This is a genomic window from Paenibacillus sp. EKM206P (assembly GCF_011066155.1).
In the GTDB taxonomy this organism is placed as follows: Bacteria; Bacillota; Bacilli; order Paenibacillales; family Paenibacillaceae; genus Paenibacillus; species Paenibacillus polymyxa_D.
In genome coordinates, this window is the sequence record NZ_JAAMNQ010000015.1 from 1 (window position 1) to 11,651 (window position 11,651).

At 46.2% G+C, this 11,651-nt stretch carries 19 protein-coding genes and 1 rRNA gene; 18 read left to right on the forward strand and 2 right to left on the reverse strand.

The features are described 5' to 3' along the window. Positions 1–76 (forward strand): 5S ribosomal RNA (gene rrf, locus G9G53_RS26945); the annotation flags it as partial. 321 nt (positions 77–397) lie between these two features. Here the strand turns inward: rrf and G9G53_RS22480 are convergent. Continuing rightward, on the reverse strand, positions 398–1,654 hold the full coding sequence (locus tag G9G53_RS22480) for a tyrosine-type recombinase/integrase (protein ID WP_165150359.1): 1,257 nt from the start codon (positions 1,652–1,654) through the stop codon (positions 398–400). 34 nt (positions 1,655–1,688) lie between these two features. Next, positions 1,689–2,033 (reverse strand): helix-turn-helix domain-containing protein, encoded by a 345-nt coding sequence (locus tag G9G53_RS22485; protein ID WP_165150361.1) that lies wholly within the window; start codon positions 2,031–2,033, stop codon positions 1,689–1,691. Between the two features lie 158 nt (positions 2,034–2,191). Here G9G53_RS22485 and G9G53_RS22490 point away from each other — a divergent pair, with 158 nt between their 5' ends. From G9G53_RS22490 to dnaB, 17 genes are all read left to right on the forward strand, one after another. Continuing rightward, entirely contained in the window at positions 2,192–2,410 is a 219-nt protein-coding gene (locus tag G9G53_RS22490; RefSeq protein ID WP_165150363.1) for a helix-turn-helix domain-containing protein, read from the forward strand. A gap of 45 nt (positions 2,411–2,455) precedes the next feature. Beyond that, positions 2,456–2,668: a helix-turn-helix domain-containing protein gene (locus G9G53_RS22495; protein WP_165150365.1), complete on the forward strand. Its 213-nt coding sequence runs from the start codon at positions 2,456–2,458 to the stop codon at positions 2,666–2,668. A gap of 103 nt (positions 2,669–2,771) precedes the next feature. After that, entirely contained in the window at positions 2,772–3,008 is a 237-nt protein-coding gene (locus G9G53_RS22500) for a hypothetical protein (protein WP_165150367.1), read from the forward strand. After that, positions 3,005–3,253 carry a hypothetical protein gene (locus G9G53_RS22505; RefSeq protein ID WP_165150369.1) on the forward strand — a complete coding sequence of 83 codons (249 nt, stop codon included), beginning with the start codon at positions 3,005–3,007 and terminating at the stop codon, positions 3,251–3,253. Before G9G53_RS22500 ends, G9G53_RS22505 begins: the two co-directional genes overlap by 4 nt. A gap of 319 nt (positions 3,254–3,572) precedes the next feature. Beyond that, complete coding sequence (locus tag G9G53_RS22510) at positions 3,573–3,797, forward strand: hypothetical protein (RefSeq protein ID WP_165150371.1); 225 nt, start codon at positions 3,573–3,575, stop codon at positions 3,795–3,797. Further along, positions 3,788–4,027 carry a hypothetical protein gene (locus G9G53_RS22515; protein WP_165150373.1) on the forward strand — a complete coding sequence of 80 codons (240 nt, stop codon included), beginning with the start codon at positions 3,788–3,790 and terminating at the stop codon, positions 4,025–4,027. Before G9G53_RS22510 ends, G9G53_RS22515 begins: the two co-directional genes overlap by 10 nt. A gap of 93 nt (positions 4,028–4,120) precedes the next feature. After that, positions 4,121–4,327 carry a hypothetical protein gene (locus G9G53_RS22520; protein WP_165150375.1) on the forward strand — a complete coding sequence of 69 codons (207 nt, stop codon included), beginning with the start codon at positions 4,121–4,123 and terminating at the stop codon, positions 4,325–4,327. After that, on the forward strand, positions 4,324–6,402 hold the full coding sequence (locus G9G53_RS22525; RefSeq protein ID WP_165150377.1) for an AAA family ATPase: 2,079 nt from the start codon (positions 4,324–4,326) through the stop codon (positions 6,400–6,402). The genes G9G53_RS22520 and G9G53_RS22525 overlap by 4 nt, the downstream gene beginning before the upstream one ends. After that, positions 6,403–7,461, forward strand: a complete 1,059-nt coding sequence (locus G9G53_RS22530; RefSeq protein ID WP_165150379.1) for a recombinational DNA repair protein (RecE pathway) — start codon at positions 6,403–6,405, stop codon at positions 7,459–7,461. Beyond that, complete coding sequence (locus G9G53_RS22535; protein WP_165150381.1) at positions 7,458–8,165, forward strand: MBL fold metallo-hydrolase; 708 nt, start codon at positions 7,458–7,460, stop codon at positions 8,163–8,165. The genes G9G53_RS22530 and G9G53_RS22535 overlap by 4 nt, the downstream gene beginning before the upstream one ends. Before the next feature lie 4 nt (positions 8,166–8,169). After that, entirely contained in the window at positions 8,170–8,364 is a 195-nt protein-coding gene (locus G9G53_RS22540) for a hypothetical protein (protein ID WP_165150383.1), read from the forward strand. Between the two features lie 14 nt (positions 8,365–8,378). Beyond that, a complete protein-coding gene (locus G9G53_RS22545; protein ID WP_165150385.1) occupies positions 8,379–8,579 on the forward strand; it encodes a hypothetical protein in 201 nt (66 codons plus the stop codon). Then, positions 8,576–8,767 carry a hypothetical protein gene (locus G9G53_RS22550; RefSeq protein ID WP_165150387.1) on the forward strand — a complete coding sequence of 64 codons (192 nt, stop codon included), beginning with the start codon at positions 8,576–8,578 and terminating at the stop codon, positions 8,765–8,767. Before G9G53_RS22545 ends, G9G53_RS22550 begins: the two co-directional genes overlap by 4 nt. Further along, a complete protein-coding gene (locus G9G53_RS22555; RefSeq protein WP_165150389.1) occupies positions 8,764–9,045 on the forward strand; it encodes a hypothetical protein in 282 nt (93 codons plus the stop codon). The genes G9G53_RS22550 and G9G53_RS22555 overlap by 4 nt, the downstream gene beginning before the upstream one ends. Positions 9,046–9,077: 32 nt before the next feature. Further along, positions 9,078–9,965: a DnaD domain protein gene (locus G9G53_RS22560; RefSeq protein ID WP_165150391.1), complete on the forward strand. Its 888-nt coding sequence runs from the start codon at positions 9,078–9,080 to the stop codon at positions 9,963–9,965. Continuing rightward, positions 9,925–10,260, forward strand: coding sequence for a hypothetical protein (locus G9G53_RS22565; protein ID WP_165150393.1), 336 nt, complete (start codon positions 9,925–9,927; stop codon positions 10,258–10,260). The genes G9G53_RS22560 and G9G53_RS22565 overlap by 41 nt, the downstream gene beginning before the upstream one ends. Next, entirely contained in the window at positions 10,238–11,638 is a 1,401-nt protein-coding gene (gene dnaB / locus G9G53_RS22570) for a replicative DNA helicase (RefSeq protein ID WP_238796284.1), read from the forward strand. The genes G9G53_RS22565 and dnaB overlap by 23 nt, the downstream gene beginning before the upstream one ends. The last annotated feature ends 13 nt before the right edge of the window (positions 11,639–11,651 follow it).

Consider the following 11,651-nt stretch of genomic DNA (forward strand, 5'->3'; position numbering starts at 1 on the left):
GAACACGACCGTTAAGCCCTCCAGCGCCGATGGTACTTGGACCGCAGGGTCCTGGGAGAGTAGGACGTCGCCAAGCAACAAGTAAAGAGGACCATGATCTCAATGAGATCATGGTCCTCTTTGGTATATTAGGGTACAAACCACTTGTATAATTGCTTCTATGCTGCGCATTCAAAGAAGAGATACGCTCTTGTGAATAGCTATTACTCTTAAAAACGCTTATTTTTAAAGGTTGTCCTCCGTAGGAGTACAGTTGTTTGTACAGGGAAATACTAAAGGTTAGGGCTATTGTTGAAGGCTTGACACCCCTATACCGCTTTGCTAAGATTGCAATAATATCCATAAACGCTTATATATCAAGGCTTTAAAGGCATACTCCCCACAAGTTCCCCACAAGTTAGTTTATAGAGCTCAGCAGCCTATCCAGCTTCTCCATATTTGTTATTCTGCGCCCCTTAGTTACATGCTCATAGATTTTAGTAGTGATTTTGTCATTCGTATGTCCAAGTTGATGCTGTATGGAAGACAAATCAATACCAGCTTCAGCGCTTAAACTTGTATAGGTGTGGCGTAAATTATGTGGTGATAAATCAGAGGGAAGATCATGATCCTCTAGGCTCTTTAAAACTTCTGTCATGTATCTTGCTATTTCAAGAGGCGACAAGGGATACCCAGGTTTCCTTTTTGCATTTGCAAAGATGAAGTGTCTGCCTTTATAGTATGTCTCCGACATCAGCATTAGTTTTTTCTTTTCGACTGCCTGTTCTTTCAGTAGATCGGTAACTATATCTGTAACACCGACTGTTCTAGCACGTCCGTTTTTAGGTGTGTTCAGTGCATAATTTTCGATTCCCTCTTGAACATAGAGTGTTTTAGTTATTCGGATACTTTTATTGATTTCATCGATGCTCCCTATGTCTAAAGCACATAGTTCCCCTATTCTTAATCCTGAATAGGCTAAAACATGTAAGGCCCGAGCACATTGTCTTGCAATCAGCACTTCTTTTTCCGTCTCTCTGTTATCTGCAATTTCATAGGCACGGTTTATAAAGAGATTAAGCTGTTCTTTTTCAAGATACTCTTCCTGCTCGTCCATTTTTTCCAACTCTTCAAAAGTAGGTGCAAAGGATGGGAGTTCTATATTTTTAGTTATATCAATTTTTATAAATTCAAACGGGGGGTTAGCTGCTTTCTTAAAAACCATCCCCATTGTGCTGTGTCTGCCTAGAATAGTATTTTTACTTTTTCCATCTTTTTTAAGCTGGTACAAGTATTTTTGATATTGTAGAGCAGTTATATCTTTTAACCGGAAGCCACCAAAAAAACTTTTTAGCTGTTTAATTCGATTTTTGTGAGTAGCAATACTATTCTTTTTGTCGCATCGTTCCTCATACATTTCCATCCACTGGTCTGCCCAATCACTAAATGTCATGTTTTTTTCATCAATAAAAGTACCTTGAATTTGCTGGGCTTTTATAAGAATCCCTGCTTCTTCTGCTTCTCTAGGTGTTCTATAAGAGGGTGTTTCTTTTTGTCTTCTTTTTGATTTACCGTTTACAACTACATAAACATCATATCTATAGGTGTATCTCCCGTCCTGCTCTCTCACGTTTTTAGGAAGTTTTCGTTTTCTCGGTTCTTTACGTCTGACCATAGGTTACCCCTCCTTATCTAAAGATAGTATGTAGTTAGTTTTTTCGAGCCATGAGTTTTAGAAACAGTTCCACTTCTTCTTCATCCATACCTATTATCTGTTCTATAGCTTTTCGTTTGTTTTCCGATAGATCACTAAAGAAACCCTTGATACTTTCTTCTATGCTTTTCGGTGGTGATTGGAATAGCAATTCATCAACATTTATATCCAAAACTTCAGAAATCATTTGTATTTTACCCATACGAGGTTCATTCTTTCCGCTTTCCCAAAAGCTCACCATAGTATCGGAAACGCCCAGTCTCTCCGCTAATTCTCCTTTTGTCATGCCCTTTGCTTCTCTAAACCTCGTCAAATTTTCCTTGAAATAGATCTCCTTCAACTTAGACCGCCCCTTCACTCGTTATCAGTTAAAGAATATCACGGTTAATTCATTTTTGCTATAAAAACATTCAAATATACTTTGTTTCTGTCAAAAATGAGTTGACAATCAAAGTTAAACTTTGGTAATCTTTAATCAAGCGAGGGGAGGGGTAATGCATGAACCCTAATGCAGAAAGCACAGTACAGATGAAAACACTTCGTGAATGGCGTGCTTACAAGAAACTCAGCAAGCGAAAAGTTGCGGAAGTGTTGGGGGTGTCTGAATCCACTTACGTTAGGATGGAAGAAACACCTTATAAGTTATCTATAAAAACCGCAATGGCTTTGTCAGAGTTTTACCAATGCGATTTACGGGAGATAAATTTTTTTGAGTAAAATCCGAAGTTTAACTTTGATTCGAGGAAGGGGGTGAAGTTTTGTATGGGGTCTTTATTGGGTTTGACTTTAGAACAATTGCCACCCGTGTTGTCTCTGAGACAAGCAGCGCAGTATCTAGGACTAGCTGAAATTACGCTAAAAAGACGTATTTATGACAAGAAAATTAGAGCTTATAAAGATGGTTGGCGCTGGAAAATAAGACGTGAATGGATTTTGGAGTATGAAACAAATCTACTTTCTGAATGCATGGCCTAATGATATTCATCCAACATGTCTGGATGTGAGAAGCAAACGTGTTGGACGAATATCGAAAACATGACGAACTGAAGACCAAAAATATAAGAAATGAGGGAATGGAATGAACCTCGCACAGCAACGTATTGATGAACTCACAGCTATGCATAATCGGTTAACAGTGATTCAACCAGAGGACGGAACGTGGGATTGGTTTTTAAAAAAAGAAATTACGGACATGCAACAAAATAGAAATGCCCGCCGGCCAGGGCGGACACTCACTTTGAGAACTCGCTTAAAGTCTCTTGTGCTGCATATTTTATCTACTTCTATGGCAGAAAGCAAGGGTGAACGCGTATGACACAGCAATTTAAGGAGCGTATCATTCAAAACTTTTTGGACACAAAGGTCGCGACCAAAACGAACACGGATGCGATTAAAGCTTTTCTGCAAGCGGGCGGTTCAGTAGAATCACCTGAATTTCAGGAGCTACAACGGGAACGGGAAGAAGCCTACTTTCAATGGAATAACGCTCTATTGAGCCTCAGGGTTCTGCCAGAGGATGAACGGCTTCAAGTCTTCGGAAAGATGCCTCCAGTAATTTAAGACAGGTGGAAATTGACAGGCCATGTCGGCCTTGTCTTCCGGCGTCGGACGGTAACATAACCTACTCCCGTTCGGCATCGGAAGATGCGGCTGACGCATCCAAGGTGGTGGCAGAAAAGGGAACGCAACGCCTGTGAGTCTAGAAGTAGGGTGTAAATCCCGGCGTTTAAGTTGCCGGCATTAGTCGGTTATAAAATCCAATGCGGCTTTGCGGTGAAGTCTGGTCTGAGACTGGCGATCAACGAAAAACTAAGTGCAAACCGTAGCGAGGTGCAAATCCTTGCCCGCCTTGCAATACATACGGAAGGAGGCACGAACCTTGGAAATTAGTGAAAGGCTTAATGATGTACTGTCCAATCTTGATGATCTTCGGGATGGAATTGACGACAGTCTCACGACTACAACTAATATTCTGAACAATTTAAAAGAATTTTCTGAGACTGGATTGAATGCACTCATTGAGAACATCGAAAAAATCCGTGACGACGTTCATGATCTGGAAATTGAAAATTTGAAATTGAAGGATGATGCCTTGTGCAAGTGATTCAATCCATAACCATTGCCACAATTCCAACTTTTGTTTTCGCGGTTGGCGGTGAACACAATGACCGCGAGATCATTGAAATCAAACAAGTGGGCGCTGTATATGAGGACCATGTTCATTCAGAGTTCTTTGTTCTGGATGGAGAGGGTGAGCTGATTGTCAGCATCGAGAATGCACCTGTAATCGTCGAATATCGGCAGATCGTGGAGCATGATGAAAATGAAAAATGACCCGTCGCACCGGGTCACCTTTGAACATTGAAAACTAAATATTTGCTTGCCCTCATCTTAGCATGGTGAGGGCTTCCAAACAAGGAGGATGTTATGGGAAAACCATCTACTGCTATTTCGGTTGATCTTACTGACGAATCTGTTGAAGCTTCTGTCCGTCCTGCTCTGCATTACACACCTGCCGTTCTATCCGTTTCTGGGAAATTCGGCAGTGTGGAGTTATTAGCGGATGATGAGCAGCTCGCACTTATTGGCGATGCCATTAACCAACATTTAAGAGCAAAGGAGCAAAGCGCATGAAACAGATTATCCTTCATTCTCTAATCCTCAGGAACTTTAAAGGGGTACGGGACTTTGTGCTGGAGGCGGCTGGCGATAGCGTGTCCGTGTATGGCGATAACGCCACGGGTAAGACAACGCTGTTTGATGCTTTTGTCTGGCTGTTGTTCGATAAGGACAGCAACAACCGGAAGGGATTTGAGATCAAGGAGTTGGACGAAGCTGGTCAAGTGGTGCAACACGGACTGGATCATACGGTCGAGGCGGTAATGGTTGTAGACGGTCGCCGTCGGACGTTCAAGAAGGTTTATGCCGAGAAGTGGACCAAGAAGCGAGGCTCTGCCACGGCTGAATTCACAGGTCATAACACGAGCTATTTTGTTGATGACGTGCCGAAGAAGCTAAACGAGTACAAGGCTGAGGTAGACGGACTGATCACCGAGGACATTTTCAAGCTGTTGACCAACCCTTCATATTTCAATGAGCAATTGAAGACTGATGCCCGCCGCAAAGTGCTGCTGGATGTATGCGGCAACCTTACGGACGCGGAGGTCATTGCCACCAATAAGGAGCTGGCCCCGTTGGCTGACATCTTGGGTGATCGTTCAATAGCTGACCATAAAAAGGTTGTTGAAGCACAGCGGCGCGAGATAAACAAGGAACTGGAGAAAATTCCGGTCCGGATTGATGAAGCACGTCGCAGTATGCCGGATGTGTCCGACCTGGACGTCGAACTGCTTACCGAGGACATCGACACCTTGCGTAACAGAGTGGACACCAAGACAGCCGAGCTCAACCGGATTCAGTCCGGTGGTGAGGTGTCCGTCAAGGAGATCCGCTTGCGCGAGATTAATGCCGAGCTGTTGGATATTAAGCACCGAATCCAATCGGATGGTTTGCAAGCGGTAAACGATCAGCGTGAACAGGTCATGAAACTTCGTGGCGAAGCGTCCAACCTACAGGCCCGGTTATCTGCTGGCCAGCGTGAGGTTGAGCAGTACAAGCAGCAGATTACACGGGCCGAAAGCCAGACGGAACGCTTAAAGGAAGAATGGAACGCTGCAAACGGACTGGAGTTCCCTGTCCACGAGCATCAGCACGACAAGGACTGTCCAACATGTGGACAAGCCCTTCCGGCTGATCAGGTTCAGGCTGTTCAAGACAAGGCGTTGGCTGATTTTAATCTTTCCAAGTCCCAGCGACTTGAGCGGATTTCCGAAGAAGGCAAGGCTGCCGCAGCAGAAGTCAGAAACCTCAAGCATTCGATGTTTGATCTGGAAACAAGTTTAGCTGGTCTGGAGAAACAGTTGAATGCGAAACGAACTGAAGTTGCCCTTGCTGAAACCTCATTGAACAACTTGCAGGCGGGGGTCGCTGATCCAGCCGACGATGCCGAATACCAAGCCAAGCAACAAGAAGCGGCGAACATTCGGTCTGAGATCGAGAAGCTTCGTTCTTCCAGTGAGGACGCTGTTACCTCTGTACAGTCTGAAATCCGTGTCCTTCGGGCTCAAATTGCTGACCTGGAAGCCGACAAGGCCAAGATCGACCAAGCCAAAGCCACAGAGCAACGCATAGTCGAACTGAAAGCGCAGGAGCGGAAGTTGGCTGTCGAATATGAGCGCTTGGAGCATGAGTTGTTCCTGACCGAGGAATTTACACGGTCTAAGGTGTCCCTTTTGGAATCAAAGATCAACAGCAAATTCAAATATGCACGGTTCCGATTGTTTAAACAGCAACTTAACGGAGGGCTGGAAGATGTATGCGACACGCTATACGACGGTGTGCCATATGATGGAGGCCTTAACAATGCAGCCCAGTTCAATGTGGGCTTGGACATCATTAATACGCTTGGTGAGCACTACGGATTCAGCGCCCCGATCTTCGTGGATAACGCAGAAGCTGTTACGCAACTAATCGATACTGACGCCCAATTGATTCGTTTGGTTGTTCCGCCAGCATTCAGCAGTTTGCCAGAAGAGGCGCAAGAAGAACTTATCAAACAACACGGCAGTTACGAAGAAGCACAAGCTAGTTGGAGAGACAGAAACAAGCGGCTCCGTTTGGAGCGTAACAACATGCAGGAGGCGATTTAATTGACAACACAGAATCAACAAGCTCCCCAAACAGGGGAGCAAGCTGTTGCTAAACAAGAAGCATCACAATCACAACGCTTCATGGAAAAGGTTGTTTCCGAATTTGGTTCCAGCGTGGGTGAAGTAGCCTTAACAAATTTCCAAAAGCGGCTTGCGCAGAATTACTTTATCGCTTTGGATGCTGTACTCAAGACAACCGAGGAAAAACGTCTCAAAAAAACTGAGAAGTATCGTGATGCTCTTGCTGTAACGTGGAGCAATGTGAATCTGGACAAGCTTGCCCGGGATGTTGTTGCTTATGCGCGAATCGGCTTTGACCCGGCGCAGCCCAACCATATCAACTTAATACCGTTCAAAAACAACAACACAAATAAATACGATATTGGATTCATTGAGGGATACCGTGGTCTCGAACTCAAGTCAGTGAAGTACGGTTTGGATGTTCCTGATCATGTGACGGTCGAACTGGTTTACTCCAATGATTTCTTCATGCCTATAAAGAAAGATGCCAATCACCCGCATGAAAGCTATGAGTTCGAAATCAAAAATCCATTTGATCGTGGAAATATTCTAGGGGGATTTTACTTTCATTCGTACACAAAGACTCCTGAAAAAAACAAACTTGTCATGATGACAATCAAGGACATAGAGAAGCGGAAGCCAGAAAAGGCTTCTCCTGAGTTTTGGGGTGGTGAAAAGGACAAATGGGAGAACAACCAGAAGGTCGGGAAGGAAAAAGTTGATGGTTGGTATGAAAAGATGTGCTGGAAAACCGTCTATCGCGCTGCACACAGTGATATTACTATCGACAGCCAGAAGATCGACGATGATTACTTGCGTCTTAAGCAACTGGAGAGTGACTTTGCTGAAGCTGAGGTATCCGAGGAGATTAGAGCTAATGCCAATCGTGACATCATTGACGTAACCCCTACATCAGCCAGCTACGTCAATGAGGAGCCGCCAAAGCAAGGTGATCCAGCACCTGAGTCAACTCAACAACAGCGTTCGATGGACTTCGGTGATGGAGGTACGGGCGGCGATGGCCCTGAGTCCTGGTGATTGAGATTACTTCTTTTGGCTCCAGCAGTGCAGGCAATGCCTACCGGATAACGGACGGTCATACGCCTCTGCTGCTGGAGGCGGGCCTTAAATATAAGGAACTTCAACGCGCATTGTCGTTTCGTGTGTCGGAGCTGGCTGGTTGCCTTATCTCACATGAACATGGCGACCACAGCATGGCGGCAAAGGATTTAGTCCGTGCAGGGGTGGATATTTACACCAGCCAAGGCACAGCGGACGCACTCAAGCTCACAGGCCATCATATCCGGCCTGTTTCAGCGTTACAGCAGTTCACAGTTGGCACGTGGACGATTCTACCGTTTGACGTACAGCACGATGCTGCGGAGCCATTGGGATTCCTTCTTGCTAATACAGCAGGGGACAAGCTTTTGTTTGCCACAGACACCTATTACATCAAGCATCGTTTCGTTGGTCTGACTCACATCATGATCGAGTGCAATTATTCTATTAAAACCCTTAATCAAAATATTGCCGCAGGCCATGTGCCGGAGGTTCTCAAAAGCCGCTTGTTGCGGTCGCACTTTAGCCTGGAGAATGTGAAGGATTTTCTTCGGGCGAACGATATGCGGCGTGTACAGGAAATTCATTTGCTGCATCTGTCAGACAACAACTCAGACGAAGCGTTATTTAAACGCGAGATCATGGCACTGACAGGCAAACAGGTTTTCGTTGCAGGAAGGTGATCGTATGGACGATCTTACAGGCAAACCGTTGTTACGCAGCATGGTAGGCCCTCGCATTTGGAAGTTGTTTGACACTGATCCGCAGGCTTTTAAACGGGAAGTCGTTGCTTACTTTGCACGAGGGTATCCCGGCTGGACGGTGGTCAAGGTCGTGGAGCCTATCATCTATCTGCGTGACGATAGGAACCCTAAAAAATAGTAGGAGGACGCTGTATGGCACAGCTTAAAGAGATTTCTGTTGGTTTTACATTTACAAAAAACCTTGGCAATTACCAGTCGTTACGGGTTGATGCAGGTTTAGTCGTGTCTTTGGCTCCAGGAGACAATCCGCAAACTGTTTATGCAGAAGCTTGGCAGACAGCCAAACAGCAGGTCAAGCAAGGGATTGATGCTGTAAAGGGTGAGGTATTTTGAACAATCCGATTCAGCTTGATCTATTCGCTACGGACGATCCAGAACCTCTAAACGGCATGTACTACGAGAAGAAAACAAATAAGTTTGTCTCTTACGTTAAAGGGCGGCGGCATTTTGAAGTTACTCCGGGTCGCTGCTTGGGCGATGAAGCCTGGAAAGAAAAAACGATGAAGGAGCGCGCTATATGAGTACCGTTGAATTTGATGTGAAGGCCAAAAAGAAGGAACTGTTGGATGTGTTTTGTCGTGAGTTCGATAAAGCGCAGAACGAAGGTCGTGAGTCAATGGGAACATTCATTGAAAGCATGGCTTACTTACTCGGGAGTCATATCCCTGTGGCAGCAAATGAAGTCGACTGCGGCCTCATGCTTATGGGAGTAGTCAACTCAGTGACGGACGGAATGCAGGATAGTATGCAGGCTTTGGGTTCCAGAGGGACTCTAACTAAAATCATAAAAACGCACTAATGGCTGATACGGCTGCGGGAGGGGGAGACGCAATGACCGAGACAGCCAGACCAACCCTTTCCGGGCTTGTGGAGCAATTCGTAACCATTGGTGGCCCGGAGGAGTTTGGCCCAGTATGCTTTACAATCATGGTCGCACTGTGGCGCAAAAGCGAGAAATTAAGCTGGCGGAGATCGTTCAAGATGACTAACACCGAGCTGATGCTTCACACCGGAATAAAGAGTCGAGATACGCTAAATACGCACAGAGACAAGTTAGTCGAAGCAGGAATGATTGGGTACATTCAACCGCCCCGAGGAAGTTCAAAAGGAGACTATTCAGTCCCTTTCGATTTGTTGGCTGTCGGTGAAGCTGTCGAAAATTCAGACCACTTTACCGACAATGACGACGGAGTAGCCTCCAAAGTTGTCGAAAATTTCGACTACTCAGGCAAAGCTGTCGGAAAATTCGACTACTTTTCCGACACTGTATTAAAAGATCTTTCTTCTTCTGCTTCTTCTACTTCTGCTGCTGAATCGACATACGAATCGTTTTACGCTGCTCACGAAAGAGTTTTTGGCTTTTCATGCAATCCACACCAAAGCGATGTGCTGAGCAAATACATCGACGAGGATGGCATGGAGGAAGCTGTTGTTATACGAGCACTTGAACGTGCAGCTCTTGTTGCGACGGGACCTAGCTTCCCGCTTATAACCCGGATTTTGAACGACTATCTTGCTGGGAGGGCACTTACACTGGACGCAGCAAAAGCCTTTGACGCCGCCTTTGATGCCAGAAAATCAGGTCAAACAGCTACCGGGCCGCCAGTACGACCACAGCAGACAAGGCAGCGACAGAAGACTAATGACTTGCAACAACGGCTGAAGGAGGAGGAGGCACGTGAACAGAGCGGACGTAATGCGTCTGTTTATCGTCATTAGCGAAAGCTATCCTGCTTTTGACATTAGCCCCGAAAATGAGGAGCGCCACTTAAAATATTTGCGCGATATACCGTTCGAGGTGGCTATTCAAAACGTCGAACAGCACATCATGACCAACAAATTTTACCCGACCATTGCGGAAATCCGCGGTCGGTTGGGCGAACAGATAGAGCGTGATCGGTTGCGAGCTGAAACGGCGGGATACTTCGCTGAGCGAGAAGCTGCACGAGAAAGGGCATGCCCTCCACCGCCGGGCTGGAAGGAGGCTATTCTTGAACGTCTTAGAAAATCTTGAATTGCCGTACAACTTGGAGACCGAACAGGCAGTGCTTGGGGCCATGCTGATTGATGCTGATTCGGTCGAGATCGCAACCAGCAAGCTTAAATCTGATGCCTTTTTTGATGCAGGAAATCGACTAATTTACCAAACGCTTGCGGATTTGCATGAGGCACAGGAGCCGATAGACCTTGTAACTGTGACAACCCAGTTGCAAAACAATGGGCAACTTACAGACGTGGGTGGCGTGAGCTACCTTTCACAACTAGCACATGGTGTCCCTACCACAGCAAACACCGGGCACTACGTCGCCCAATTGGAAGATGCGGCTATTCGACGGGAATTTATCCGGACAAGCATGTTACAGATTCAGCAGGCAGCGGCTGGCAAAGAGGTTCCGCAGCTCCTTGCGAGTATGCAAAATACAGCGAACAAATTGTCTGATCGTGCAGCACCTGAACAGGACTTCAAACGGGTTAGAGACGTGCTGGTTGAGGTGGTAGAGTCTTCGGAAATACGATTCGACAATTTCAAGAATGGAACCGTAACCGGTTTGCAAACAGGCTTTACGGATTTGGATAGCATTACAGCGGGTCTGCAAAACAGTGATCTAATCATAGTCGCAGCTCGTCCATCCGTCGGTAAAACGGCGTTTGCTCTTAACGTTGCACAAAATGTAGCTGTCAGAACACCTGACCCAGTTGCAGTGTTCAGTTTGGAAATGTCGGCAGCTCAGCTCGTTCAACGGATGGTCTGCGCAGAGGGAAATCTTGACGCAAGTAAGATGCGTATGGGCGACTTTGCCGAGGAAGACTGGGGCAAGATTGCTGCTGCTACTGGTGTACTTGGTGCGACCAACATCATGATTGACGACACGCCAGGCATAACGGTACATGAGATTCGAGCCAAGTGTCGCCGTTTGAAAAAGCAGGAGGGGCTTGGATTGGTTGTGATTGACTACCTTCAGCTCATTCAGGGTCGTGGGAAGTCTAGCGAGAATCGGCAACAGGAGGTATCTGAAATATCACGGACCTTGAAGCAGTTAGCTCGCGAGTTGGATGTTCCTGTTATTGCCCTGTCCCAGCTCAGCCGGGCGGTGGAGCAGCGGCAGGACAAGCGTCCGATGATGAGTGACCTGCGGGAATCTGGCTCCATTGAGCAAGATGCGGATATCGTTGCGTTTCTGTACCGGGATGATTACTACAACCAGGACACCGAGAAGAAGAACATCATCGAAATCATCATCGGTAAACAGCGGAACGGTCCGGTCGGAACGGTTGAATTGGTGTTCTTGAAGCAATACAACAAATTTGCCAATTACGAGCGAACACATTCGGAATATCAACCGGCTGCACAGCCGCCTAAAAATACAGACAAGCGCCGCTGGGCGCATTGAGGGAGGAACGGAC

Coding starts and splice junctions, on each gene's coding strand:
- G9G53_RS22480 (WP_165150359.1), bottom strand. CDS start 1,654: ATGGTCAGACGTAAAGAACCGAGAAAACGAAAACTTCCTAAAAACGTG.
- G9G53_RS22490 (WP_165150363.1), top strand. CDS start 2,192: ATGAACCCTAATGCAGAAAGCACAGTACAGATGAAAACACTTCGTGAA.
- G9G53_RS22495 (WP_165150365.1), top strand. CDS start 2,456: ATGGGGTCTTTATTGGGTTTGACTTTAGAACAATTGCCACCCGTGTTG.
- G9G53_RS22500 (WP_165150367.1), top strand. CDS start 2,772: ATGAACCTCGCACAGCAACGTATTGATGAACTCACAGCTATGCATAAT.
- G9G53_RS22505 (WP_165150369.1), top strand. CDS start 3,005: ATGACACAGCAATTTAAGGAGCGTATCATTCAAAACTTTTTGGACACA.
- G9G53_RS22520 (WP_165150375.1), top strand. CDS start 4,121: ATGGGAAAACCATCTACTGCTATTTCGGTTGATCTTACTGACGAATCT.
- G9G53_RS22525 (WP_165150377.1), top strand. CDS start 4,324: ATGAAACAGATTATCCTTCATTCTCTAATCCTCAGGAACTTTAAAGGG.
- G9G53_RS22540 (WP_165150383.1), top strand. CDS start 8,170: ATGGACGATCTTACAGGCAAACCGTTGTTACGCAGCATGGTAGGCCCT.
- G9G53_RS22545 (WP_165150385.1), top strand. CDS start 8,379: ATGGCACAGCTTAAAGAGATTTCTGTTGGTTTTACATTTACAAAAAAC.
- G9G53_RS22555 (WP_165150389.1), top strand. CDS start 8,764: ATGAGTACCGTTGAATTTGATGTGAAGGCCAAAAAGAAGGAACTGTTG.
- G9G53_RS22560 (WP_165150391.1), top strand. CDS start 9,078: ATGACCGAGACAGCCAGACCAACCCTTTCCGGGCTTGTGGAGCAATTC.